22 protein-coding genes and 1 pseudogene are annotated in these 25,309 nt (G+C 36.2%); 9 read left to right on the top strand and 14 right to left on the bottom strand.

Annotated features, from left to right (window positions below; translation table 11 throughout):
* Nucleotides 1–62: 62 nt before the first annotated feature.
* From DYQ05_RS05550 to DYQ05_RS05570, 5 genes are read right to left on the bottom strand one after another with little or no spacing between them, the layout of a single operon-like run.
* Nucleotides 63–497, bottom strand: coding sequence for a hypothetical protein (locus DYQ05_RS05550; RefSeq protein WP_020964972.1), 435 nt, complete (start codon nt 495–497; stop codon nt 63–65).
* Nucleotides 478–687 (bottom strand): hypothetical protein, encoded by a 210-nt coding sequence (locus tag DYQ05_RS05555; protein ID WP_029409701.1) that lies wholly within the window; start codon nt 685–687, stop codon nt 478–480. Before DYQ05_RS05555 ends, DYQ05_RS05550 begins: the two co-directional genes overlap by 20 nt.
* Nucleotides 680–1,069: a YraN family protein gene (locus DYQ05_RS05560; RefSeq protein WP_024467670.1), complete on the bottom strand. Its 390-nt coding sequence runs from the start codon at nt 1,067–1,069 to the stop codon at nt 680–682. Before DYQ05_RS05560 ends, DYQ05_RS05555 begins: the two co-directional genes overlap by 8 nt.
* Nucleotides 1,056–2,381 carry an HD-GYP domain-containing protein gene (locus DYQ05_RS05565; protein WP_206184006.1) on the bottom strand — a complete coding sequence of 442 codons (1,326 nt, stop codon included), beginning with the start codon at nt 2,379–2,381 and terminating at the stop codon, nt 1,056–1,058. The genes DYQ05_RS05560 and DYQ05_RS05565 overlap by 14 nt, the downstream gene beginning before the upstream one ends.
* Entirely contained in the window at nt 2,381–2,662 is a 282-nt protein-coding gene (locus DYQ05_RS05570) for an EscU/YscU/HrcU family type III secretion system export apparatus switch protein (protein WP_020964976.1), read from the bottom strand. Before DYQ05_RS05570 ends, DYQ05_RS05565 begins: the two co-directional genes overlap by 1 nt.
* Nucleotides 2,663–2,756: 94 nt before the next feature.
* Here DYQ05_RS05570 and DYQ05_RS05575 point away from each other — a divergent pair, with 94 nt between their 5' ends.
* From DYQ05_RS05575 to DYQ05_RS05585, 3 genes are read left to right on the top strand one after another with little or no spacing between them, the layout of a single operon-like run.
* Nucleotides 2,757–4,457 carry a DNA repair helicase XPB gene (locus tag DYQ05_RS05575; RefSeq protein ID WP_206184007.1) on the top strand — a complete coding sequence of 567 codons (1,701 nt, stop codon included), beginning with the start codon at nt 2,757–2,759 and terminating at the stop codon, nt 4,455–4,457.
* 12 nt (nt 4,458–4,469) lie between these two features.
* Nucleotides 4,470–5,291 (top strand): RsmE family RNA methyltransferase, encoded by an 822-nt coding sequence (locus DYQ05_RS05580; RefSeq protein WP_206184008.1) that lies wholly within the window; start codon nt 4,470–4,472, stop codon nt 5,289–5,291.
* Nucleotides 5,292–5,338: 47 nt separating this feature from the next.
* Nucleotides 5,339–6,139, top strand: a complete 801-nt coding sequence (locus tag DYQ05_RS05585) for a uracil-DNA glycosylase family protein (RefSeq protein WP_024468288.1) — start codon at nt 5,339–5,341, stop codon at nt 6,137–6,139.
* A gap of 7 nt (nt 6,140–6,146) precedes the next feature.
* Here the strand turns inward: DYQ05_RS05585 and DYQ05_RS05590 are convergent, their stop codons facing one another.
* The 4 genes and pseudogenes from DYQ05_RS05590 to DYQ05_RS05600 form a co-directional block, all read right to left on the bottom strand.
* Entirely contained in the window at nt 6,147–7,007 is an 861-nt protein-coding gene (locus DYQ05_RS05590) for a YitT family protein (RefSeq protein WP_038095610.1), read from the bottom strand.
* Nucleotides 7,008–7,303: 296 nt separating this feature from the next.
* Nucleotides 7,304–8,077, bottom strand: a complete 774-nt coding sequence (locus tag DYQ05_RS13670) for an RluA family pseudouridine synthase (RefSeq protein WP_290121758.1) — start codon at nt 8,075–8,077, stop codon at nt 7,304–7,306.
* Nucleotides 8,078–8,764 (bottom strand): annotated as a pseudogene (gene rsmG / locus DYQ05_RS13675) (16S rRNA (guanine(527)-N(7))-methyltransferase RsmG); the annotation flags it as partial.
* A 4-nt stretch (nt 8,765–8,768) separates the two neighbouring features.
* Nucleotides 8,769–10,142, bottom strand: coding sequence for an aldehyde dehydrogenase (locus DYQ05_RS05600; protein WP_024470134.1), 1,374 nt, complete (start codon nt 10,140–10,142; stop codon nt 8,769–8,771).
* Between the two features lie 140 nt (nt 10,143–10,282).
* Here DYQ05_RS05600 and DYQ05_RS05605 point away from each other — a divergent pair, with 140 nt between their 5' ends.
* Entirely contained in the window at nt 10,283–11,764 is a 1,482-nt protein-coding gene (locus DYQ05_RS05605) for a Na+/H+ antiporter NhaC family protein (protein ID WP_206184010.1), read from the top strand.
* Between the two features lie 112 nt (nt 11,765–11,876).
* Here the strand turns inward: DYQ05_RS05605 and DYQ05_RS05610 are convergent, their stop codons facing one another.
* The 5 genes from DYQ05_RS05610 to DYQ05_RS05630 form a co-directional block, all read right to left on the bottom strand.
* Nucleotides 11,877–13,334, bottom strand: a complete 1,458-nt coding sequence (locus tag DYQ05_RS05610) for a methylaspartate mutase subunit E (protein ID WP_020964986.1) — start codon at nt 13,332–13,334, stop codon at nt 11,877–11,879.
* A 157-nt stretch (nt 13,335–13,491) separates the two neighbouring features.
* Entirely contained in the window at nt 13,492–14,643 is a 1,152-nt protein-coding gene (locus DYQ05_RS05615; RefSeq protein ID WP_024469594.1) for an aminotransferase class V-fold PLP-dependent enzyme, read from the bottom strand.
* Nucleotides 14,630–14,899, bottom strand: a complete 270-nt coding sequence (locus DYQ05_RS05620; protein WP_206184011.1) for a putative Se/S carrier protein — start codon at nt 14,897–14,899, stop codon at nt 14,630–14,632. The genes DYQ05_RS05615 and DYQ05_RS05620 overlap by 14 nt, the downstream gene beginning before the upstream one ends.
* A 23-nt stretch (nt 14,900–14,922) precedes the next feature.
* Entirely contained in the window at nt 14,923–15,528 is a 606-nt protein-coding gene (gene yedF / locus DYQ05_RS05625) for a sulfurtransferase-like selenium metabolism protein YedF (RefSeq protein WP_194076680.1), read from the bottom strand.
* A 219-nt stretch (nt 15,529–15,747) separates the two neighbouring features.
* Nucleotides 15,748–16,425 carry a DbpA RNA binding domain-containing protein gene (locus tag DYQ05_RS05630; RefSeq protein WP_206184012.1) on the bottom strand — a complete coding sequence of 226 codons (678 nt, stop codon included), beginning with the start codon at nt 16,423–16,425 and terminating at the stop codon, nt 15,748–15,750.
* 218 nt (nt 16,426–16,643) lie between these two features.
* On the opposite strand from DYQ05_RS05630, the gene DYQ05_RS13680 reads away from it, so the two are divergent.
* The 5 genes from DYQ05_RS13680 to DYQ05_RS05650 all read left to right on the top strand — a co-directional run bounded on the left by DYQ05_RS13680 (nt 16,644) and on the right by DYQ05_RS05650 (nt 25,172).
* On the top strand, nt 16,644–18,170 hold the full coding sequence (locus DYQ05_RS13680) for a CHASE2 domain-containing protein (RefSeq protein WP_252723528.1): 1,527 nt from the start codon (nt 16,644–16,646) through the stop codon (nt 18,168–18,170).
* Nucleotides 18,171–18,216: 46 nt separating this feature from the next.
* Nucleotides 18,217–19,449, top strand: coding sequence for an adenylate/guanylate cyclase domain-containing protein (locus tag DYQ05_RS13685; protein ID WP_252723529.1), 1,233 nt, complete (start codon nt 18,217–18,219; stop codon nt 19,447–19,449).
* A gap of 11 nt (nt 19,450–19,460) precedes the next feature.
* A complete protein-coding gene (locus DYQ05_RS05640) occupies nt 19,461–20,777 on the top strand; it encodes an MATE family efflux transporter (RefSeq protein ID WP_024467631.1) in 1,317 nt (438 codons plus the stop codon).
* Nucleotides 20,778–20,903: 126 nt separating this feature from the next.
* The gene (gene sbcD, locus DYQ05_RS05645; RefSeq protein ID WP_206184013.1) at nt 20,904–22,091 is read left to right on the top strand and encodes an exonuclease subunit SbcD; all 1,188 of its coding nucleotides are present in this window, start codon (nt 20,904–20,906) and stop codon (nt 22,089–22,091) included.
* Nucleotides 22,092–25,172 carry an AAA family ATPase gene (locus tag DYQ05_RS05650; RefSeq protein WP_206184014.1) on the top strand — a complete coding sequence of 1,027 codons (3,081 nt, stop codon included), beginning with the start codon at nt 22,092–22,094 and terminating at the stop codon, nt 25,170–25,172.
* Nucleotides 25,173–25,309: the final 137 nt, after the last annotated feature.

Genomic DNA, 25,309 nt, shown 5'->3' on the forward strand with positions numbered 1-25,309 from the left:
AAGCCTTGTATTTTACAAGGCTTTTTTTATGCTGCATTAAAAGGTTTTAAAGTTTAATAAATTTATACCTTGCTTGCAAGGTCTGCAAGTTCAGCCTTCCATGAATAAATTTTATTTTTATCTTCCCATTCTATAAGTTTAATTATTTTAAAATTTTTTCTTAATTTAGGATTTTCAAAATAGGCAACTGCAAAGTTCCCGTTACCGATATAAATAACCTCTTCATTTTGCTTTAAGTCTTCCGCTTTTTTAAGGAATTCCATTACACAGTCGAAATGAACGGGCTGACCGCTTTCCTTATCGGCGATGGCTGCACTTAAGTCTTCTATGGGTTTGCCGCATTTTGTACAAATAAATTCGGGATATTCTATTTTTTTAATTTGAATTTGAGGCCTTTTCGGCGGAGAATATTTGCGCTTTTTTGATTGAAAATCGGAATATTGAATACCGTAATTATTTTCGCGACCGGTGTTTTGTTTAAATTTCTTCTTGCTCATAATTCAATCCTCCGCTTAAAATTCTGTCGGTTATAATTGTTGCAAGCCTGTAAATAGCGGCGTCCATATATTCAGGGTCCTCCAGTTTTTCTTCTACCGCATGAATTTCGTCAATACTCAAAGCGGAGCAAGAGCCGATACAGTTTGCAGGTTTATTTTTTTTATGAGGAAATAAATTTACATTACTCATAGCAATCTCCAAAAGCATCTTTTAAGTGTAAAATTTCAGGCTGTTGCGCCAAAAACGGGTTTGACTTTAAAACTATCACATCAAATCTCATATACATTCCATTATATTGTCGATTATTTTCGATAAAATGTTTAGCGGTTTTGCTTATCTTCATTTGTTTTTTTTTATTTATTATAATATCCAAATCTTCCAAAGGCGTGTTAGGAAGAGTTTTTACTTCAATAAAAACCACTAAAAAGGCTGCGCGGTCAAGGGCGATAATGTCTATTTCTCCGTCTCTTGTTCTCCAATTTAAGGCGATAATTTCATAGCCTTGCATTTTTAACCATTCCGCAGCCAGGATTTCTCCGTTTTTTCCTATTTTCCCGTTATTTTTTTGTATACTCACGGGGATTAATTGCTCTTACTATAAACAGGTTTTTGTTTTGGCTTAAATCTATGATTGTATCCGTATCCGCCAAAAGCTCTCCGGTTTCATCAATAAGGATTTTAATGCAGGGACGCATCGGCGCATCGGGCGAGCTTTGTACAACCCGTGCAAGAGAGGCATCGTTCATTAGTACAAGAGAGCCGATAGGATATATTCCTATGCTTTTAATCATTACTTTTATTATTGAAGGGTCGAAAATACGGGCATTGTCCGCTAAAAGATTTTTCATTGCCTGGTATCCCAGCATAAAATCGCGGTAAGGTTTGGGGCTTATCATAGCAACGAAGGCATCTGCAACCGTAATTATTCTTGCTCCCAAATCGATATCTTCTCCTGCAACTCCGTTAGGTATTCCTTTTCCGTCCCACCTTTCGTGGTGCTGCATTATACTTTTTGCGATTTCTTTTGTATACATAAGTTCGTTTAAAGCGGTTTTATAACCGTAAGCGGTGTGGGCTGCAACTGCCTGTTTTTCCACATCGTTTAAGGCATCGTGTTTGTTTACAATCGTTTCGGGAATCTTCATCATTCCTATATCGTGTAAAATTGCGGCAATGGCAACGTCTTTTATCTGTTTTTCGGAAAGTTCCAGGGCTTCGGCTATTATAACCGCTAAAATTGCGGTATTAACTGAAGAGCGGGCTAAATTGTTTTCCTCCAGCTCCGTACTTAAAATAAAACTTACGCAAAGCGGAGAATCCTGTTTTATCAGATTTAAAATAATTTCGGCATAAGGGTTTACCGCAAGGTTTGCAACCGGCTGCCGGTGTTTCAGCTTTTCAAAAAAGTCGTTTATATCGTAAATAAGCTTACTGTATGTTTTATATAACTCCTTGGATTTTATATCGCTGCATATTTTTAATACGCTTTCATGCGAAACGTTTATGATTTCATTCTTTGTTATTGTTGTTCCGCTGATTACAACTTGGTCGGTTTCTTGCGGAGCGGTTGCCGATTCCAATTCTTCAACTTCGGACAGTTCTTCAACTTCCTGTATGTCTTCAAGCTCTTCTACGGTATCCGCGTTATTTAATAATTTATCAGCTTCGGCGGCCGCAATATCCGAACGCTTTTTCATTCCCGGCGGAATTATTTCCCCTGCGGTTATAACGTACGGGATTTTCCAACGTTTTAATACGTTTATTTCATATTCCGTAACGGGGCTGTTTTCTGCAAGCAGCATATTTTGTCCGTCATCAAATAAAATCGGAGCGGAATATCTTGAACCGATTTTGAGTTCGCTTACTTTAATTTTTTTTAACATTATAAATCTCCTCTGGTACTTCTTTTTAAAAATGCAAAAATTGCGGCAACGGCATTATATGTTTCAGGCGGAATACACATTCCGATTTGTCCCTCTGCAAGAATATTTGCAAGACCGGGATTTTCGATAATTTTTATACCGTTTTTTTCGGCAATCCGATTTATCTTTTCGGCAATTTCGCCTTTGCCCGATGCAATAATTATCGGAGCCTTTGAGCCTAGAATATATGATAATGCCGTAGAACTCTTTATATTTTTATCGTCAACTTTTATCATAACCATTAGTTTAGCATAAATATATGGTCAGTGTATAGATGTTATTTAAAAAAATCCTTATGTTTGACCAAATCTTTAAAAAAAAGTATAATGTAACGCTATGCAAAATTCAAAACCGCTTATAATTCAGGGCGACCGCTCGATTCTTTTGGATATTCACGATTCGCAAGCCCAAGAGGCAAGATTTGCTTTAATTCCGTTTGCCGAACTTGAAAAATCTCCCGAGCATTTACATACATACCGTTTGACGGCTTTGTCTCTTTGGAATGCCGCCGGAGCAGGGTTAAAGCCTGAAGATATAATGAATACCTTAAACGGGTTTTCCCGATTTAAAGTTCCGGATTCCGTTTCGGTTTGGATGAAAGAAACGATTTCCAGATACGGGAAGATAAAACTTTTGCCGTACACCGATGAAAATTTTTTAAGGCTTACCGCAGCAACGCCTTTAATTTATAAAGAATTAAAAACTGCAAAAACTCTTACAAAGTATTTAATTGAAGATACGCAAAATGAAAATTCTTTTTTAATTACACTTTTAAACCGCGGAACCGTAAAACAGGCTTTACTTAAACAGGGCTGGCCGGTTCAAGATGAAGTACCTTTGCGCGACGGGGAACCGCTTGATATTTGTTTAAAAGAAACGGTTTTAAACGGCACTAAATTTGAAATTAGAGATTATCAAAAAGATGCCGCGTCCGCCTTCGTAGGGGATAAATCGGCAGGAACGGGGTTCGGTACTATTGTTCTTCCTTGCGGTTCAGGAAAGACCGTTGTAGGAATGCTTGTTATGTCGATGTTAAAAACCAATACCCTTATCCTTACTCCGAATGTAGCCGCCGTTTATCAATGGAAGCGTGAGCTCTTGGATAAAACGAATATAGGTGAAGAGGATATAGGTTTATACACCGGGGAATCGAAAATAATAAAACCCGTTACAATTGCAACTTATCAAGTTCTTACATGGCGTCCCGATACCGAATCTCCTTTTCCTCATTTTAAAATTTTTAGAGAACGCTCATGGGGGCTTATTATTTATGATGAAGTCCATTTACTGCCGGCTCCGGTTTTCAGAATTACCGCCGAGCTTCAAGTTATAAGACGGCTGGGACTTACGGCAACTCTTGTAAGGGAGGACGGCTGCGAGGGAGACGTTTTCAGTTTGGTGGGGCCTAAGCGTTTTGATGTCCCGTGGAAAGACCTTGAACAAAAGGGGTGGATTGCAAAGGCTTATTGTATTGAAATACGTGTAAATCTTGCCTCCGAAAAAGAAATTGAATATGCCGTAGGCTCCGTACGAGAAAAACACCGTATTGCAAGTGAAAATCCCGCTAAACTGGGAATTGTAAAAAAACTTTTAGAAAAGCATAGCACGGAGCAAATTTTAATTATAGGGCAGTATTTATCGCAGCTTGAAAAAATTTCCTCCGAAATCAAGGCTCCTCTTATTACAGGGAAAAATACAAATGTAGAACGGGAAGAGTTATACGGAGCTTTTAGAAAGGGCGAAATTAAGGTTTTGGTAGTTTCCAAGGTTGCAAATTTCGCAATAGATTTACCTGACGCTTCCGTTGCAATACAGGTATCGGGTGTCTTCGGAAGCCGGCAGGAAGAAGCTCAGAGGCTGGGCAGGATATTGCGCCCCAAAGAATGTGATTCTCACTTTTATTCGATTGTTACGCGTCAAAGTGTGGAAGAAGAATTTGCGGAAAAACGGCAAAAGTTTTTAGCCGAGCAGGGCTATGATTATTCCATTTTTACTGAAGCGGATTTTAGTTTGGAAGATAGGCCCGGTATAAGTTAAAGCGGCAACAAAATGAATATAATTTTATTTTCCGAAAAAGATTATTTTAATTCCGAGGATTTCTCTTTTAAAAATTCCGTAAAACCGGAATTCGTCTTTTTTAAAAGCGATGAGCGGTTTTTGCATATAAAAAAAATTTTAAAACTTTCAAGCGGCTGTGATTTTAAAGCGGGCTTTATAAACGGGAAAATAGGAACAGCCGTAATTAACGAATTTTCAAATGAAAGAATTACTTTTTCTTTTACGGAAACCGCATTGCCGCTTCCGCTTCCGCCTATAAAACTTATTTTAGGTTTTCCGCGTCCTATTCAATTAAAAAGAATTTTGCGCGATGCCGCAAGTTTGGGTTTTTCGGAGTTATTTTTAACCGGTACGGAGCTTGGTGAAAAGTCTTATTTAAAATCAAACCTTTCCGATAAGGAAAAAATAACGGGATACCTTTTAGACGGAATTTCACAGGCTGGACAAAATTTGCTGCCGCAATTTTCTTTTTATAATTCGGTACAAGAAGTTTTACAAAAAATAAACGAAAAACAAAATGCTTCTTTTTTACAAAATGTGCAAAACGGGTTTTCTCAAGCCTTATTCTTAAAAGAAAAAAAAATACTGCTTGATATTTCGGAAAATGCCGAAACTCTGGGTTCTTTTAAATTAAAACGGGGGGAACATGTAATTGCGGCAATAGGGAGCGAGCGGGGGTGGACTGAGCGGGAAAGGGAGCTATTCCGAAATGAAAACTTTAAGACTTATTCAATGGGTAAAAGAATTCTCCGTACGGAAACTGCGGTTTGCGCCGCTCTTTCGGTTATCGGTTCAAACTGCGGTTTTTGGTAATTTTTTTCCCGCTTTTCAAAAAAAAAACGATGTGATATAATTTTTTTATGACAAAACATAAGTGGGACGCCTTTTGTAAATTTAAATCGGAATATAAACAAGAATGTATAGCAATGCTTAATCATTTAAATTTTAAATATAAAAATCCGAAAACGGATTCGGAAACTTCGGCTTTAACCTGTACTGTAAAAAACGGTTTTGCCGAATTACAGGCTATGGCGGCGAAGTCGGACGGAACTCCGGATTATCCTGTGGAAACGCCTGTTGTATATAATCATGCATGGGACGATGTTACTGAAAATGATGATATAAAATTAATTCTTGTAGGAGATAACCCCGGTAAAAACGAACAGCTTCATAAAAACCAAAGATACCTTGTAGGGCAGGCGGGGAAAATTGCAGACGGTTTTTTTAAAGCGAATATCGATTTGGGTATTGATTTTAGAAAAAATGTAATTATTTTAAATAAAACGCCTATTCATACCGCAAAAACAAAGGAGCTTTCCTTTATTTTAAAAAACGATAATACGGGTAAATTTAAAAACTTTTTTGATGCTTCACAGATTTTTACCGTGCAAAAAACTTATGAGCTTCAGCAAAAATTGGGTTGTCCTCTTTGGATTGTAGGTTACGGCGAACTTAGGCAAAAGGGCCTTTTTTCCGTTTATGCGGAAAAATTGAAAGAATTTTATTCCGGCTCGAAAAATCCTGAAGTTTATTTATTTCAGCATTTTTCGATGAACCGTTTTTTAATTGATTTTAAAGCAAATGCAAAACCCGAATTTTCTACGGCGGAAAATTTACAAAAGCTCGGATTGTTTCACCGTAAAGAAATTTTAAATTTTTAATGCATCGTTATTTTTTAAATCCCAATCCGAAAACTTCCCGCATATCACAAACCATTATAAAGGCGTTTCCGTCTATTTCGGTAATTATATCTTTTGCACGCATAAATTGTGCCCTGCTTACTACGCATAAAAGGACGGGGCGTTCCTGCTTTGAATACATTCCGGCTCCGTTTAAAATTGTAACTCCCCGTTCAAGATTTTGCATAAGAGCGTTTCCGACTTCTTCCGGTTTTGAGCTGATAATAAAAAAGCCTTTAAAATAAGTAAAGCCGTCCAAAACCATATCCGCAATTTTTGTACAAAAAAACAATGCAATTAAAGAGTATAAAGAAGTGTTTACGTTTTTATCGACAATACCTGCAAAGGCAACAATTACAAAATCCGCAATAGCCATTCCTTTTGCAATACTTAAACCGGGCCATTTATCATGTACGATAGCTCCTGCAAGGTCCGTTCCGCCCGTAGTTCCTCCCGCTTTAAAAACTATTCCCAAACCGAGACCTAATAAAATACCGCCGAAGATTGCCGCTAAAAATAAATCGTCGGTAAAAACATAGTTTTGCGGTAAAACCGCCAATACGCCGGAAAGAACAAATAAAGAATAAAGTGTAAATATCGCCGATTTTTTTCCTAAAAGTTTTGCACCTAAAATAAACAAGGGGATATTTATAACAAGGTTAAGAATGTAAACTTTTATACCGGTAAGTTTTTCAATTGCAACGGATAATCCGCTTACACCTCCGGGTGCGATTGTTCCGGGGATTAAAAAAAACTGTAGAGCTGCCGCCGCAATAACACTTCCCAAGGTTACAAGAAATAAATCGAACAGAATACCCAGTATAAATTTTGTAGAAAGATTTTTATTCATTTTAAAACTCCAGCTAAAGAACACAAAACACACCTATTCTACATTCGGTATTTGAGATTAACATAATTTATATAAAAAATCAACATAGGCGATTGTAATTATCATAAAACCGTTTTGTTTGCAAATTATAAAAGTTCTGAAAACCGTATAAGGCGGTTTTTAAAACCTGTTCGGATTTTAGAAGCCCTGCCGCATATAATACACGATGTTTGCCGAAAGGCAAACTCGTACGTTAAAATTAAGCGATGCTATCTTAGGAGCTTAATTTTAACCTCCGTTTTTTATTTGCCCTGTTTTTAAAAATTTCTTAACTGATTAACAAGACTTTTTAAATCTTTAGGATATTCCGCGATTACTTCAATTATTTTTTCCGTTACGGGATGTATAAATTTTAAAGCATAAGCATGGAGAGCGAGGCGGGCCAAAAGCGGACGTTCTTCATATTTATCACCGCGCCAATTCTTTTTTATTTGAGATAAAAAAACGGGTTCGTTTTTTCCGTATAGCGAATCGCATAAAATGGGGAAGCCGGAGAGTTTTAAATGTACACGTATTTGATGAGTACGACCGGTAACGGGCCTTGCTTCAATGAGAGTAAATCGGTTTAAATTTTCTAAAACGGTAAATTCGGTAAAAGAATCTTTTCCTTGTTTATTATCCATTACGGTACGGTGAAATTTATCTCCGTCTATTTTCAGCTTTGCATCGCAAGAAAAATTTTTACAAGGAGGTTTCCCCGCAACTACGGCATGATAGGTTTTTTCTATTTCGCGGTTTTGAAATTTTTCGCTTAACTTTTTATGTATTTCGGAGTTAAGGGCATACATAATTAAGCCCGATGTATCTTTATCTATACGATGAACCGTATAAAGTTTTTTATCATCCGTTCCGCTGTTTGAAAAAATATCGCTGCATATAATTTTATCCAAGCGGGGAGCGGTTTCGTCCCATCTATCGGCCGCAGCTGCCAGTCCTGCCGATTTATTTACAATCAATAAATCATCGTCTTTATATATAACGGAATACGGTTTTTGTTTCATGGTTATCCTTAATAATTTTTTTTCTACAATCAATAAATTGCGTTCTTTTTTTAAAAACGGAACGATGAGCTTTTCAACTTTGAATTTTAAATTTTCTTTTTTAATAAGCTCCGTTTCTTCGTTTATTTTTTCTTCAGTTGCCTTGTACAAAAAAAGTTTTCCGTTTTGCTTTGTACAATTTAAAAGTGTATGCAAAATATGTTTATCCAATGTGCGGAAAGCCCTGCATGTTACAATATCGAATTTATTTTGCGGGGAGTTTTCCGCCTCATCTTCAAGGACTTGTATGTTTGCCAAATTTAAAACGGCTTTTACATTTTGTAAGAAAGAGGCTCGTTTTTTCATTCTTTCTATTAAAGTAAATAAGACGCAAGGAGAAGTTCGTTCGGAATTTCTTTCACTTTCGGAAAATGAAGAAAATAAACATGCAAGAGGAATCCCCGGAAAACCAGCTCCGCTTCCTGCATCTGCAATATCGATTTTTGTTTGAGATTTTTTTATAAGAGATTGTATTTCAGCATTAAAAAACTTATATGCGGAAAGAGAATCCAAAATGTGCGAAATTACAAGTTCTTTATCGTCTTTTACTTTTACCAAATTAAAGCCGGTATTAAACATTTTTATTTCTTTTAAATATAAAAGTAAAAGTTCCGAACTTTTTCCTTCTTTATCCTCGATTCCCAACTCTTGAAAACCTTTAAGTAAAATATCTTTCATAAACTTACATTAACTTTTTTATTATGTTGAATTTTTTTTCGGAATACGGATGATAACGTACATCAATATCCGGGAAAAAGGATTTTTTTAAAATGCTTTTCGCATTGCTGAAAGTTTTAAAACTTTCTATGCCGTGATATTTACCCATACCGCTTGCACCGACTCCTCCGAACGGTAAGTAATTTGTTGCCAAATGAACAATAGTATCGTTGACGCAGCCTCCGCCGAAAGAAATTTCCGAAAGAAGTTTTTCTTCTATTTTTTTGTCTTGAGTAAAAACATAAAATGCCAAAGGCTTTTCACGTAATTTAATTTCTTTAATAACTTCATTAAGAGAATCGAAACCTATGATGGGTAAAATAGGTCCGAAGATTTCTTCTTGCATAATTTTTGAATTAAAGTCGATATTATCCAAAATAGTAGGTTCTATGAATTTTTGATTTTTGTTACCTTTCCCTCCCGTGATTATTTTTTCACCTTCAATTAAACCCATTAATCTGTCGAAATGTTTTTCGTTTACGATGTGCGGAAAATGTATTTGTAAATATGTTTCCGTAGGGAAAAATTCTTTTAATGCATTTTTTAACTCTTCTATAAATTCCGTTTTTACCGCATTTTCGAGTAAAAGATAATCGGGGGCTACACAAGTTTGACCCGCATTTAGGTATTTGCCGAAAACAAGTCTGCGTGCCGCCGTTTTTAAATTTGCCGATTTTTCTACAATGCAAGGAGATTTTCCGCCCAGCTCCAAGGTCATGGGCGTAACATATTTTGCCGCCGCCTGCATTACGAGTTTTCCTACCTCGGTGCCTCCTGTAAAAAATATATAATCAAAGCGCTGTTCTAAAAGACTTGAGTTTTCTTCTCTGCCTCCTAAAATTACATTAATGTATTCGGGAGGGAAATGCTTTGAAATAATTTTTTCGATTATTGCGGAAGTTGCCGGAGAATAGTTTGAAGGTTTTACTATTGAACAATTACCGGCAGCCATTGCTCCTATAAGCGGTGTAAGAGTTAAATTAAGCGGGTAATTCCAAGGAGACATAATTAAAACCGTGCCGAACGGTTCGTATATTATTTTGCTTGAGCTTTTAAAATGAGCAAGAGGGGTATGCACTCTTTTAGGTTTAATCCATTTTTTTAAATGTTTAATTGTAAAATCAAGTTCTTCTTTTACGATTGCAAATTCCGAAAAGTATCCTTCAAAATTCGTTTTATGTAAATCCGAATATAAGGCATTTAAAATTTCTTTTTCATTTTCAAACAAAGCCTTTTTAAGTTTTTTTAATTGTGTAAGTCTGAAATCACAGCTCTTCGTTATGCCCGTATCAAAAAAACTCTTGCAGTTTTTTACGGAGGATAAAATATCTTTTTTCATCGGAAAATTCCTTAATAAAATTGTTGTGCTTTAATTATACTTAAAACGGTTTTTAAAATCAATATTATACGCTTTGTCGCCCCTACACTTTTTTTTATTTCTATGATATAATTTAAAGTTGTATATCTTAAGGAGAATGTATGCGTGCCTTTTTTAAGTTGACGCCGGTATTATTGCTCGCCGGCTTGATGATGATTTCAAACATCGAATCTTTTTCCGCAGTTTGCGGGTTTAAGCTGGATATTTTAATTATCGCTCCCATAGCCGTACTTTATGCCGTAGCGGTTGCAATGATTACGGAAAAGTTTAAATTTATTGACGTTTTAAATTCGGCAATAGATAATGTAAAGGAAATGCAGCTTGTATTTTTTATTTTAATGTTTGCTTATGCGATGGCGGACGCTTTTATGTCAACCGGTGTAGGCGCTTCGATAATTACCTTGAGTTTAAAAATAGGGATTTCCGCAAAAACCGTCGCAGTCGCCGCCTTTTTGGTCGCTTCGGTTTTATCGGTTGCTACGGGAACCTCGTGGGGCACCTTTGCCGCCTGCGCTCCGATTTTTTTATGGCTGACGCATATTTTAAACGGAAATATGGTTTTAAGTTTGGCGGCAATTGCAGGCGGTTCCTGCTTCGGAGATAATCTCGGGCTTATTTCCGATACTACAGTCGTAAGTTCGGGTATTCATAATGTAGAAGTTACCGACAGAATGAAAAATCAGGGGTTATGGTCTTTGTTTTGTCTTGTCCTTGCATGTGCGGTATTTTTTATTGCAGGTTTAAATTTGCCGGGAGACTTTGTTTCTCCTTCAAAAGCAATTGAAGCTATACCTCAAGAAGTATGGGTAAAACTTCAAGAGGAAAAACCTGTTGCCGTAAATCTTTTACGTCAAGTTCAACACGGAGTTCCGGTTTATATGGTTATTCCTCTTGTGCTTGTAATAGGAATTGCCTTAAAAGGTTTTTCCACTTTGTTGTGTTTGGGAGCGGGCATTGTTTCGTGTTTTATTTTAGGCCGTTTTGCAGGTACGGTTTCGGGTATTATTTCATACTTTGATATTATTTACAACGGTTTCGTAGGTGCAGGCTCTTGGGTTATTATTATGATGATGTGGGTTGCCGCATTCGGAGGGATAATGGCAAAAATGGACGCTTTTAGACCCTTATCGAATTTAGCCGTAAAACTTTCGCACAATGTAAGACAGCTTATGTTTTGGAACGGAATTATTTCACTTTTAGGAAACGCAGCCCTTGCGGACGAAATGGCTCAAATTGTTACGGTAGGTCCGATTATAAAGGACATTACAAATGAGAATATTGAAGGCGATGAAAAATCTATGTATTCTCTCCGTTTGCGCAATGCAACCTTTTCTTCGGCATTGGGAATCTTCGGTTCGCAATTGATTCCGTGGCACGTTTATTTAAGTTTTTTTGCAGGGATTGCAGGTACAGTGTATCCTCTTATGGAATTTAGTCAAACTCAAATTATTAAATATAATTTTATGGCACATATTGCGGTTATCACGATTCTTATATTTACCTTATTCGGAATGGACAAAATGTTCCCTAAATTCGGAATTGCTGCGGAGCCTAAAGTTAGGCTCAAAAAACAAATTAAGTAATGTTAAAAGAAGACTTAAAATGAAATTATAATATTCTTATTCCGATAAAGCCTGCCCGCCAGTCGCTTCGGGTTTAAAGCTCTTTTGCGCAGGCTTTATTTAATTTAAAAAGTTATCTTTTTGCGGGTCTGCCTACAAGTACGCCGGAACTTACGGCATATACATCGTCAACCGACATTTGGAAATCGACTTCGCGGTTATCCGCTTTGCCCCGCTCTTCCAAACGCGAGCGGTTAAAATCCAAAATATCTTTTGTAAACGGAAGGTTACCCGGCATTAAATAGCGGATAAATCCTTCATTATCCCGTGCGGGAATTACCTTTCCCGCATTGTATTGGGAAGGTGCAAAGGGAATATCTATTACGCCGGCTTCGAATGCCTTAATCGTTCCTGCAACTAAATCGCCTCCGCCTATTTCGTAAACCTTATTCATAATGCACTTTGTTTCGGCTTTAATCAATTCTATTTCATCGGAAAGAACCTTTGCATTCGGATAACGCTGTCCTTTTAAAAGGTTTAAAACCATTTTGGTAGCCTTAATACCGCCGGCATTTGCTTCTTTTGTGGGGATACCGAAGGCCTCATGCGGAGTTTTAACTATAACCTTTGTAGCTCCTGAAAGGGCTGCCGTCGTACTTCCTAAAGAAATAAGGCCGTAGGCCCGAGCTTCATCGGCAGGGAAGCCTCCCATCCACTGATGGAAAACCGTCGTAATACACATATCTTTATATCCGAAGGTTTTCATATATTCTTTTGTAAGTTCTCTAAGTGAAATTACCGCTGCAACGTCCTGCGTCATATTTCCGCACATACCGTATCCTACGGTTATGCTTTTTACCCCCTGTTCCGCTGCAAGAAGAGCTTCGATTACTCCTACGGCGATTGCGACCGAAGGCGGTACAAGAGTGCCCGTAAGCGGTCCGAAAGGTTCGCGGTTTAAATGAACTCCGTTTTCTTCATAAAAACCTACAAGTCTGTCCGCATATTGCCAGCACATAATACTGTGTTCTATGGATACGGCTTTTGCATAAGGAACATTATAACTTATTCCCCCGCCTTCATTTGAAGTGTATCCTCCTGCATGAATAATTTCGGATAAAAGCCTTGCGTCCGGAGTGCCGTGTCTTGCCTGTAACGGAAGATTGACCGCTTCCAAAACCTGTCTGCAAGCTTTTACTCCCCAGTTTACCGCAGGGAAACCGTTCATAAGGGAGCGTCCCGCTTTTTTTGAAGCTTCTATTCCCGCTTCTCCTTCTTCATAACGGTTTTGTCTGGTATAGGCATCAATGGTACTCGGTAAAAAATCCGCCCCGCCTTCGTCCTGTAAAAATTTTAAAAGATTGATGTGTTCATCTAACAGGGGAACCCCTGCTCTAGGTTGTGCTGTCGTAATTCCCGCCTTATCCGCTTCTTCAAGTTTTATTGCAAAGTTTTTTTCAGGCGGAATTTTTTTTAAATAATCAATAGATTCTTTTAAATCGACATCTTTACCGGTAGGCCATGTTTTGAGAATTTCTTCCCGCATTTCCATAAATTCCCCTTCAGGGATTTTTTTGTTTTTCCATCTCATACTCTTGCTCCTAAAGTATAATAAAACGGATTATAGCATAATTATTATGAATGGTATAGCGGTAGTAAATTATATATTTTTTTATGTATCTTTTTTATAAAATAAAATTTATCCGTGGTTTGTAAACCGGTGCAAGCCCGCAAGTTTTAAATATAAATTAATTGCCGTAATTTGCAGCAATCCGTTCCAAAGCTGCCGCAGCTTTTTTAATTTCTTCTTTTGTGTTAAATGAAGAAAAACTGAACCGGACAATGCCCTGCTTTTCCGTGCCGAAACTTGTGTGAACAAGGGGTGCGCAGTGTGCTCCCGGTCTTGTAGCTATCGAATACTCTTCATCGAGAATACGGCTCACTTCTCCCGAAGGAATGTTTCCGAGGTTTATGCCGATTGAGGCCCCCGCTTCGGATTCGGTTGTTCCGTAAATTTTTATGTGCGGGATACCGTTTACGGCTTTTATAAATTCCTGCCGTAAATTTTTTAATTTTACGTTTATTTTTTCTATTCCCGTTTTAAGAATATAATTACAGCCCGCAGTAAGTCCCATAAAGGCGGGAACGTTCATTGTTCCCGCTTCAAAAATATCGGGCATTTCTTCCGGGTGCTTATGCTCGAAAGAATGAACTCCGCTGCCGCCTGAAAATACGGGTTTAAAATTAAAATCGCCGTTTACCGCAATTCCTCCCGTTCCCTGCGGACCGTATAAACCCTTATGCCCCGTAAAGCAAAAGATACTGTTTCCGTATTTTGAAATATCTATAGGAATTGTTCCTGCAGATTGGGAGGCATCTACAAGCATTATTAAATTATATTTTTTACAAACGGAATAAACATAGTCCAAATCGCAAATTGAGCCTGTTACGTTTGAACAATGGTTTACAATAACGGCTTTGGTGCGGGGTGTAACGGCGGCTTCCATATCATTGTAAAAAAGTTTTCCAGTTTCCGTATTAAACCCGATAAACGAAAGTTCCGCACCGCCTTCTTCAAGCTGATAAAGGGGGCGCAGTACCGAGTTATGTTCCAGTTTTGTTGTAATAATGCCGTCCGTACTTGAAAATAAACTTTTAATTACAAGATTAAGGGCGGCGGTCGCATTTTGGCAAAGGGCTATATTAAGCGGATTTTTGATATTAAATATCTTTGCAACGGCCGAGCGGGTTTTAAACAGTTCCGCAAGGGCGTTATGAGCCGAAGCATGAGCTCCGCGGCCCGGATTACCGAACCGTTCGGCAGAAATTCCTCTAAAAACTTCTTTTGCGACTTCTTTAGGTTTTTGCAAAGTCGTTGCGCCGTTGTCAAAGTAAATCATATTTTTCAGCAATCCTTTTTTTATTTTCGACGGTTAATTTATAAATTTCTTCATAAGGAATTTCGGCCACGTTTAAAAGTTCAGCCGTATTTTTGACGGCATCTTCTTTTACGCGCAGCACTAAACCGCAGCCTGCCGAAATTTCGGGCGGAAGAGGAATCAGCCTTGCCTCTTCTTTTCCTTTAACCGCAATTTCAGCTGCAATTGCATAGTGTGAAGACGAAAAAGAAAATACCGCAAATACTTCCGTGTTCATAAGGCGTTAATTTTTTTGTAAAACTAGGGACGTACAGTAAAATGGGTACGCATAATTTCTGTAATTCTGTACATATTTGTGGGGCTTCCCACTTGCAGTTTTTCTTTAACTCCGTAAAAATCCAAGCATAAACCGCATGAAAGAATTTCACAGCCTTGCGAAGCGAGGGCTTTTAAATCGTTTATTGTTTTTTCGTTTATTGTTGTAAGTTGGACACCCGAGTTATAACAAATAACGAATTTGGGTAAAATGTCCTGTTCGGTAAGCGCATAAATAAAACCTTCCAAAAGTTTTTTTCCGAAGGCCTCATCTCCCGAACCCATTTTATCGGAATTGATTACTACAGCGTAATCTCCAGTTCCCGTTTCCGGTACTGCAACCGGATTTTCAAGAAGCGTACATTTTTCACAACCTTCCATATCGAATAAAACCGTGTATTCCGCTTCTTTAATTTTAGTAATGTTGACTTTTATACCAAGCTGCTCCGCCATTTTTGAAAGATTTTGGGTAGCTATTTCGTTGTCCACTTTTACCAAGATGTTTTCTTTAGTTTTATTTTCACGAATTGCTTTTTTTGTCATAATGACCGGGATAGGACAAGCCTGACCCATACCGTTTACTTCTATCATAATTCTCTCCCGTTTTGAATATATGTAATTTTAATATATTTATAATATCATAAATAAAAAAAAAGATAAAGATGTAAGGAAATTTGAAAAGCCGAACTTGTATTGTTTTTTAATAAAAACCCCGCAAAAACCTTATCGGGCTTTGCGGGGTTTTAAAGCGGAGCGCCTTTAAAAATTCGATTGACTTTTTAAAGGCCGTTTTAATTTAAATATTTAATTTTATATATTTTCTTCGGATATATCCGTCTGTTCATTTACTATTTCTTGCGATTCGTATGTTTCTTCCGTAAACGGTTTATCGGTTTCTTTTTCTTCGATTTGTTCCTCAAAATCCGCCTGTTCTTCCATATCGTCGGAAGGTTTTCTGGAATGGCTTACGGTAAGACTTTTACCCCGGTAATAACTGTTATTTAATTTTTCGATAATTGTATCGGCTTCATCATTCATAACTTGAACGAAAGAATAATTATCCAAAATACGGATACCACCTATATGGTCCCGCGGGATACCTGCACCCTGAATAAGCAATGTTATAATATCTTTCGGAAAAATGCCTCTTTTTCTGCCTATTCCTATAAAAATGCTTGTAGCTCCGTCCTCAGGTAAAACTACACGAGGTTTAGGTATATGAGCCGATTTAAATCCCTGTTTAATCGCGGAACTGTGCATTCTGTTTCTAATATCTTTTTTTATCCCCGAAGCGGAACCGGTAAAACCCGCTTGTTTTATAAGGTAGGCGGCAACATAAGACCGCATCGTGAGCGGGACTGCTTTTTTAAAGATGCGTCGGTATTTATTTAATTCTTCGGGATTTTCTTTGGTTTTAATTGCTTCGACGGCATCTTTTAAATAAGAAATCAGTTGTTCTTCATTTTCGATAATAATTTTATTTAACACGATATATCTCCTAAGTCCTTATATTGCCATATAATGCAATTTTTGGCAAGCCCTTTGGAAATTCCGAAAGATAACATTTTAATCTTAATTTTAAAGTCTCAGGTGCCGATTTTCGATATTTTCGGGTTATATAAAAGTTTTGAAAACTTTTTTTCATATAATTACCTTGAAATTACGTAAGTTTTGAAGTATACTTATTTTTAAAGCAGAGGAAAACGATGAGTGAAAAACAAAAACACAAAACGGTAGTATTTTTACAAAAAAATTTAAACTATATAATTGCTCTTGCAGTTTTTTTATTTTTTACATTTTTCGGATTTTTAAAAGCGGGGAAAAACACCGAAAACGGTATTTATGATTTACTTCTTAGAATTAAACCTGAAGTGTCTGAACGAAATGACGTTCTTTTATTAAATATAGATGATTTTGCAATAGAACAGGTAGGTTCATGGCCTTGGCCGCGCGATATAATTGCCGATGCTTTGGTGCGTTTAAAAGAAGCCGGAGGAAAGGCTGCCGTATTCGATATTGAATATTTATCGGCAGGCAGAACGGGGGCAAACAGCGACTATGTTGAACATGATTTACCTAAAGAATATAAGGCGGTTAGAAACGAATTAAGCGAATATATAGAAGACTTTTCGGATGCGGTTTCCGCACAAAACATTCCGCTTAACGAAGTTAAAGCTGCCGGTAAGGATATGTCTTTATATTTTGATTCACGCATTGACGAACTTTCAAAATCGATTATTAAAAATGTATTTCGGGATAATGATGCTTATATGGGTAATGCCGTTAGGTTTTTCGGAAATGCTTATTTAACGATAAATGCCGTTGAAATAAATATAAACAGTGAAATTGAAGAGCTAAAAGAGTTTGCCTATAATAATTTTCTTTTCGATAATGTGGAAGATAAAAACGGTTTATTTAAAACGGAAACTGCGGCAAACATAAAGGCTGCAAACGAAGATTACGGAATTGCTCCCACAATTATGCCTATTTTGCAAGGTGCCCGCGGAGCGGGATTTCCCAATGTTATAATCGATTCGGACGGAGTGCGGCGCCGTATTCCTCTTTTTTCGGAGTATAACGGAAAATATATAGGCCAATTGGTTTTTACACCTGTTTTAAAAATGCTTGAACCTGAAAGAATAATACGTGAAAACAGGCGTCTTATTTTAAAAAATGCGTTGAATCCTAAAAATTTTAATGACAAAAAAGATATAATAATCCCGCTTGACGAAGACGGAAACCTTTTGATTAACTGGTTAAAAAAACGTTTTACCGATACGGAAAACCCCGAAAACGGAAGTTTTAAAAGTTTATCCGTATATGCTCTAATTTATGCGGACTTAATTGAAAAAAATCTCATCGATATTTTAAATTTAATTTACGATTTACAAATCAGAACTGAAGACGGATTTTTAACCTATCATGATAAGGTTCTTGCCCTTAAAAACGAGTATGAAGCCTTATCCGGTTGGAAAAGCGAACTGTTAGGCGGAGGAAAATATAATTACGAAGATTATTTTGAGGCGAGGCAAGTCTTTTTCGATAATTTTAAAACTTTTTTGGACGGCGGTTTTGATGTTGAGATACACGAAGTCTTTGAAAAAATAAAAGAGCAGACAGGCGAGAGTGAATATGAGACCGCCGATGAATATGTAACAAATCTTTTTACTAATGCAAAAAAAGATTATAAAAACTATATTGAACATTGCGATTATATAAAAAAAATTTTGTAATGGAGCTTTTTCGGTTATAGGCTACAGCGGTGTAGGAACATCCGATTTGGGGGTTAATCCGTTTTGGAACTCTTATCCCAATGTGGGAACGCATGCAAATATTTACAATACAATAATGAATGAAGCATTCATTACGCCTCTTTCCAAACAACTTTCACTTTTGATTGCTTTTATTCTTACATTTTTATGCGCCTTTGTTTTAAATAAAATAGAAAACAGCTTCGGTAAAATTCTTTTCGGCATATTATTTTTGTTTTTTATTTTAGGAGCCGGAATAAGTTTATTTATTTTCGGATTGATTTACTTACAGCTTTTTACTCCGATTATTTCTTTTGTAACATGTTTTCTTATAATTCTTGTACTTGATTTTGTTTTTACCGAAAAAGAAAAAAGTTTTTTACGTAAAGCCTTCGGTGTTTATCTTTCCGATGATGTCGTAAACGAAATAGTTTCCGACCCCGAAAAGCTTGCATTGGGCGGCGAGAAAAAAAGAATTACTGCCTTATTTACCGATATAAAATCTTTTTCAACACTGTCTGAAAAAATTACGCCTGAACATTTGGTTTCGGTATTAAATATCTACTTAACGCAAATGAGCGATTTGATTTTAGCTGAAAAAGGCACTATCGATAAATATATAGGAGATGCTATAGTTTCATTTTTCGGAGCACCTACCGATTTACCCGACCATGCTTATAGAGCCTGTCTTGCAGCCGTAAGAATGAAACAAATCGAAACTGAATTAAATAAAAAACTTTATGAATCGGGCGATATTCCTATGCCGATTTTTACACGTATAGGAATTAACACAGGCGATATGGTTGTAGGAAACATGGGTACCGAAAAGAAAATGAATTACACAATTATGGGAAACGATGTAAACCTTGCAGCCCGTCTTGAAGGTGTAAATAAAAAATACGGTACTTGGATTTTAGTTTCGGAATCTACATGGAATGAAACAAACGGGGCCTTTCTCGGAAGAAGACTGGACCGAGTTCGAGTTGTAGGAATAAATACACCTGTTCAATTATATAATATTATATGTGTAAAATCCGAAGCGGAACCTAAAATGATAAAACTTGTTGAAGTATTTGAAAATGCAATTACTTGTTACCGAGAAAAGCAATACGAAAAAGCTTTAGCTTTATTTAAAGAATGTTTAACGATTGCTCCCGACGATGAGCCGTCTAAAATGTTTTTTGAAAGAATGAGTTCTCTTATTTCGGATAAAGCGGCTGCCGCTATACATGATGATATTGTAAATATGACTTCAAAATAATGTTATAGTATATGAAAGACTTAACCGAAGGAAATGAATTAAAGCAAATTGTTTTTTTCTCCTTACCTATGTTATTGGGTAATATACTTCAGCAATTATATAATGTTGCCGACAGTATTGTTGTAGGTCAAAATATAGGAGCACATGCCCTTGCAGCGGTAGGAATGTCTTTTCCCGTTTTATTTGTTTTTTTATCGCTCAGTATAGGGTTTTCAATGGCGTCCAATATTTTAATTGCGCAATTTTTCGGAGCGAAAAAGCATAAGAGTATTGAGCTTGTAATACAAACAAGTTTTTTACTTTTATTTTTTGCGGGACTTATTATAACTTTGTTAGGAATTTATTTTGCCCCGTATATCTTAAAAATAATGCGCACTCCGAAAGATGTTCTTCCGGAGGCCTTAACTTATTTAAGAATAATGTTTTCGGGGTTTACCTTTATTTTTATGTATAACGGAATTACCGCAATGCTTCGCGGTTTGGGAGATTCGCTTATCCCCTTGTATGCTCTTGCAATCTCCGCAATTATGAATATAATTTTAGATTGTATTTTTGTAATTTGGTTTAACTGGGGAACGGCTGGAGCGGGATACGCAACTTTAATTTCGCAAATATTTTCCTGTGTTTGGATTCTTTTTTACTCCCGTGCAAAATACGGATATTTTAAAGTAAATTATTTTAAATTACAATTCGATAAACATCTTTGTATTGAATCGGTTAAAATAGGCTTGCCTACAGGAATTCAGCAGGCTCTCGTAGGCGGAGGCTTTATGGCGATGTCTTCCGTAGTAAATATTTTCGGAACTCAAGCTGCCGCCGCTTTTTCCGCAGTAGGAAAATTGGACGGATTTATTATTATGCCGGGACTTAATATAAGCGCGGCTCTTTCTTCGTTTACCGGGCAAAATTTGGGAGCGGGGAAAAAAGAGCGTGTAAAAAAAGGATTGCGCGGGTCTTTACTGCTGGGTTTAAGTATTACAACAATAGCCGTTTTTCTTTTAGCTTTTTTCGGAAGTTTTTTTATTTCGCTTTTTGTAGACAAAACGGAAGTTGTTTTAATAGGAGCTGAATATTTTAAAATTGCAAGCGTTTCTTATCTTTTACTGTCGGTTACCTTTATTTTAACCGGCGTAATAAGAGGTGCGGGCAAGGCGATGTTTCCGATGATTTCCACACTGCTTGCAATGTGGATTTTTAGAGTGCCTTCGGCAGGGGCTCTTTCTCAATATTGGGGCCTTAACGGAATTTGGTTTTCGTTTAATATAGGTGCCGGTGCCGGATTATTGCTTACGGTTATTTATTATTTTTCGGGGAAGTGGCAAAAGTAAATAGGTTAAGGTTCCGAATTATGATTTTTCCGATTTTTCGGTTCCTCGTCATTTATTTTTAACGGTACATACAAATTATATTTTGCAGGTCTTTACATAAACCCCGAATATCCATACACTGTGTGTATGAAAATATTACATACCGCCGATTTTCATCTCGGTAAAACCTTATACGAAACTTCACAAACGGAACGCCAAAAAAAAATGCTTAATGATATTTACAATATTCTTTTAAACGATAATTATGCGGCATTAATTATTGCAGGCGATATTTACGACCGCTCCATTCCTTCTTCGGAAGCGGTTGCAATGTTCGATTCGTTTTTATCGAAGATTCATATTAACCTTCCCGATACCGTAATTTTAATAATACCCGGAAATCATGATTCTGCCGACAGGCTTTCCTTCGGCTCGCAAATTTTTAAAATGCAGAACATTCACATAGCAGCCGATACTGCCTGTTTATGTACACCGGTTACCGTAAAGCAAAATAATGAAACCGTAGATTTTTTCTTATTACCGTTTTTACATTTGGGTTCATTTTTAAGGGAGGAAGAGCAAGGTGATTTATTTTCAATTGAAAATAAATTGGATACACAGGCTGCAATGGCGGAAGAGGCTTCCCGAAGATTAAAAGGTGCGGTAAAACCTGATGTGCCGTCCGTTTTAATAGCTCATTTTTTTACATTGAACGGAATCCCTTCTTCTTCCGAGAGAGCGTTTTTGGGTACAGCCGAATTTGTACGACCCGAGCTTTTCGATTTTTTTTCATACACGGCGTTAGGTCATTTACATAAAATGCAAAAGATAACCGAAAGAATGTATTATTCCGGAGCTCCCCTTACTTACAGTTTCGATGAAAGCGTAGCCGAAAAAGTTGTGTTATCCGTAGATATAAATTGTAATGCCGAAGGCTTTCCCGTTACGATAAAAAAAGTACCTATAGAGCCTTTAAAAAAAATGATACGTCTTGAAGGGTGTTTTCAAGATTTTTTTGAAACTGAAAAGTTCGATGAATACAAGAATGATTTTTTGGAAATTAATTTAATTGATAAAACTGTAATTAAAAGCCCTATGAGTTTATTGCAAAAAAAATTTCCTTATCTTTTAAATATTCAACAAAAATCTGTTTCGGAAAAACTTAAAACCGAGGATAAAAGTTTTTCCGAAATTTTAAAAAAGAATATAGAAGCTCCTGAAATTATTTTTGAAAATTTTTTAAATTTCGAAAATGCTATAGAAGAAACTGCGGACGGTAAAAAGCAAAACCTTTTTAAAGAAATATGCGGTAAGGCTCTAAGTGAGGAAGTATAAATGAAACCTGAAATATTAAAAATAAAAAATATAGGCCCCTTTGCAGGAACTCATACAATAGACTTTACGGTTTTAGACTCTATTTTTTTAGTATGCGGAAAAACCGGAGCCGGAAAAACTACAATATTCGATGCAATTTCATATATTTTCTTTTCAAGGCCTATCGGAGGACGAGCTCAAATTATGCGAAGCCTTAGAAGTCAGTTTGCCGAAGAAAATGAAATTGCCGAAGCGGAATTAACTTTTTCGATAGGAGCAAGCCGATATAAAATTTTAAGACAGCTGCCGTTTTTAAAACCGGGAAAGAAAAATGAAATTCCTGAAGAGGTTTTATTGTTTGAATGGAAATCGGGTAAATGGAATAATTTAACTTCAACAAAAAAAGAAACCGATGAAAAGATTAAAAATATAATCAAATTAACCGAAAAAGAATTTTCCCGTATAGTTTTATTGCCTCAGGGTGAGTTTGCAAATTTTTTAAAAGAAAATTCAAATCAAAAAAAAGAAACTCTTTCCGAGTTATTTCCCATTTCAAAATATTCCGATATAATGCAGCTTGCAAAAGAAATGCAAAAAGAAAAAAGTTCAAAAATAAATTTTATTAAAACCGCCTTGGAAAATATTCAATCTAAATTTAATTTGGAAACTTATTCTTTAAAAAAAGAAGGATTGGAAAAAGAAATAGCCGCTATAAAAAAGAATTACAGTCAAGCTGCCGATAAAATAAAAATTAAAACGGCTGAATTGGAACAGTCAAAAATTTTAAATCAAAAGGCGGAAGAGCATAAAATTGTTTTAGAACAATTAAGCGAATTGGAAAGTCAAGCAGTTGAAATCGAAGGTTTTCAAAATAAAATTGAAAAAGCTCGCCGAGCTCTTTCTCTTTCGGGACAGGCTGAGATGATAAACAAACTTACATCTTCAATTACGGAAAATAAAATTGAAACCGACAAAAAAATAAAAGAATTAAATTCCGTAACCGAAATTTTAAAATCTTTAAAAAATGAAGAAGCCGTAATTGAAGGTGAAAAAATAAAAACTGCGGAACTTAGAAAAAACTTGGATTCCTTGGAACGTGCCGCTTCGGTTTACAGTGAAATAGTTGAAAAACAAAAGGAACAAAAATTGAATAAGGAGCAAAAAAAAGAAATTGAAAGTAAACTTAAACAGGCGGAAGAAAGTGAAATCGATTTTACAAAAGAGATTTTGGAATTGCAGAGCGTAATAGAAGAAACGGATTTAAGGAAGGCAAATTCCGATAAGGCGGAGATGAGTTTAAATTACTTTAAAAGATTGTCGGAGCTTGCTGAAAGAAAACACTCCGCAAAAGAGCGTCATTTGAAATTTGTTGCCGCCGCCGAAAACAGCCGCCGTAATTTGGAATTGATTATAAAAGATTATGAGATAGAAAAAGAGATGCTTGCAGAATTAAAAAAACAAAAGACCGCCGAAGAGCTTAACCGAAAAGCGGCGGCAATTGCCGTTAATTTGGAGGAAGGCTCTCCGTGTCCCGTATGCGGTTCTACTCATCATCCTAAACCTGCGGTAAAAAGCGGAGAGAGTCTTTTTACATTGGAAGAAAAAATTCAAAAAAGCGAAAGGATTATAGAAATTCTTTCAGTAAAAAAAGAAACGGAAGATAAAAATTATACTGAGCTTAAAAAAGATGCCGAGCGTTATAAAGATGAAACCGATGAAACTGAAAATTATTTTTTAAAATTAAACGGAGAATTTTTAAATGAAGATTTTATTTTTAGTGAGATACCTAAGGTTGAAGAAATAAAGTTATTTATAACCGAAACCGCAAAAGTTTCGGAAAAAGCTTTTCTTTCTTTAAAAGAAGCTCAAATTGCAAACACGAAAAAAAATAATTTACAAAAAGAGCTTGAAAAAATCAGGAATGAAAAAGAGGCATTAACTTCCGCACTTACTGCCGTTGCGGTAAAAGAAGCCGGAATTCAAAGTACTTTAAAAGAAAAGCAAAAACAGTATGATGCCGCATTTACGGAGTTAAACAGTGAAATCCGAAAATCGAATATTGAAGATACAATTGAAAATTGCCGTAATTTAATTTCTTTAAATGACAGAAAAATAAACGGGTATGCGGAAAGAGTGGCGGAGAATCGACTGAAACACGGAAAGTTGGAAACTGCAATTATACAAATCCAGGAACAAATGAAAAAAGATGAAGCCGCTTTATTTAAAAAAACCGAAGAGCTGAACGGCAACCTTGAAAAAAAAGGATTTAATTCTTTAGAAGAGCTTTTTGCTTCCATATTAAAAGAAGAGGAAATAAATGAGCTTGAAAACGAAGTTAAAGAATTTACCGAAAAAAGAATTGCATTAAGACAGGCGTCTTTAACTCTTGAAGCCGAATTAAAAAATAAAGAAATAAAGTCAATTGAAAAAATTGCAAATGAAATACAATCTTTACAAAAAAATATTGATGAAGAGCAGGTAAGAGCTGCGGAATTTATAAAAGAGCTTACTTTAATTACCGGGCATTTTGAGGAATATAAAAAATATTCTCAAGAATTAAAAATCGCTTGTGAAGATTCAAGACTGATAACCGAACTTTCAGACAATTTAAACGGAGAAAATAAATTTAAATTAAAGTTCGATATATGGATGCTTTCGGCTTTTTTACGTGAAATTACGGTTTATGCCAACCGCCGATTGGAAAAAATGAGCGGCGGAAGATATATTTTAAAAGTAAGCGGAGAAGTATCGGGAAATAATCTGTCCGGTTTGGATTTGGAAATTTATGACGCTTACACCGGGGGTACACGTCCTACGGCAAGTCTTTCTGGAGGAGAAACATTTATGGTTTCAATCAGTCTTGCTCTCGGGCTTGCCGATTCCATTCAAAATAGAAGCGGCGGTATAAAACTTGATTCTATGTTTATAGATGAAGGCTTCGGAACTCTTGATGAAGCAAGTCTTGAAAATGCAATTGCGATTTTAGATGAAATTCGAGGCAGCCGAATGGTAGGGATTATTTCACATGTAAGTGAGTTAAAAAGGCGTATTCCTAAAAAAATAGAAATAGAAAAAACTTCAAAAGGCTCAAGAATTTTATAAATCAGGTTTTAAAATATTTTTAATTAATCTATTGACAAAATATTTTTTTATGCTATGATAAAACATTATATTTACAAGAGTGATGTGTATGAAAGTGATTATTAAAAAAAATATAGAAAATAGTTATATAATGCCAA

This window comes from Treponema pedis, from assembly GCF_017161325.1.
In the GTDB taxonomy this organism is placed as follows: domain Bacteria; phylum Spirochaetota; class Spirochaetia; order Treponematales; family Treponemataceae; genus Treponema_B; species Treponema_B pedis.

Coding starts and splice junctions, on each gene's coding strand:
- DYQ05_RS05580 (WP_206184008.1), top strand. CDS start 4,470: ATGAATATAATTTTATTTTCCGAAAAAGATTATTTTAATTCCGAGGAT.
- DYQ05_RS05550 (WP_020964972.1), bottom strand. CDS start 497: ATGAGCAAGAAGAAATTTAAACAAAACACCGGTCGCGAAAATAATTAC.
- DYQ05_RS05570 (WP_020964976.1), bottom strand. CDS start 2,662: ATGGTTATGATAAAAGTTGACGATAAAAATATAAAGAGTTCTACGGCA.
- DYQ05_RS05605 (WP_206184010.1), top strand. CDS start 10,283: ATGCGTGCCTTTTTTAAGTTGACGCCGGTATTATTGCTCGCCGGCTTG.
- DYQ05_RS05575 (WP_206184007.1), top strand. CDS start 2,757: ATGCAAAATTCAAAACCGCTTATAATTCAGGGCGACCGCTCGATTCTT.
- DYQ05_RS13680 (WP_252723528.1), top strand. CDS start 16,644: ATGAGTGAAAAACAAAAACACAAAACGGTAGTATTTTTACAAAAAAAT.
- DYQ05_RS05650 (WP_206184014.1), top strand. CDS start 22,092: ATGAAACCTGAAATATTAAAAATAAAAAATATAGGCCCCTTTGCAGGA.
- DYQ05_RS05610 (WP_020964986.1), bottom strand. CDS start 13,334: ATGAGATGGAAAAACAAAAAAATCCCTGAAGGGGAATTTATGGAAATG.
- DYQ05_RS05565 (WP_206184006.1), bottom strand. CDS start 2,381: ATGTTAAAAAAAATTAAAGTAAGCGAACTCAAAATCGGTTCAAGATAT.
- DYQ05_RS05600 (WP_024470134.1), bottom strand. CDS start 10,142: ATGAAAAAAGATATTTTATCCTCCGTAAAAAACTGCAAGAGTTTTTTT.
- DYQ05_RS05555 (WP_029409701.1), bottom strand. CDS start 687: ATGAGTAATGTAAATTTATTTCCTCATAAAAAAAATAAACCTGCAAAC.
- yedF (WP_194076680.1), bottom strand. CDS start 15,528: ATGATAGAAGTAAACGGTATGGGTCAGGCTTGTCCTATCCCGGTCATT.
- sbcD (WP_206184013.1), top strand. CDS start 20,904: ATGAAAATATTACATACCGCCGATTTTCATCTCGGTAAAACCTTATAC.
- DYQ05_RS05640 (WP_024467631.1), top strand. CDS start 19,461: ATGAAAGACTTAACCGAAGGAAATGAATTAAAGCAAATTGTTTTTTTC.
- DYQ05_RS05615 (WP_024469594.1), bottom strand. CDS start 14,643: ATGATTTACTTTGACAACGGCGCAACGACTTTGCAAAAACCTAAAGAA.
- DYQ05_RS05585 (WP_024468288.1), top strand. CDS start 5,339: ATGACAAAACATAAGTGGGACGCCTTTTGTAAATTTAAATCGGAATAT.
- DYQ05_RS05620 (WP_206184011.1), bottom strand. CDS start 14,899: ATGAACACGGAAGTATTTGCGGTATTTTCTTTTTCGTCTTCACACTAT.
- DYQ05_RS05590 (WP_038095610.1), bottom strand. CDS start 7,007: ATGAATAAAAATCTTTCTACAAAATTTATACTGGGTATTCTGTTCGAT.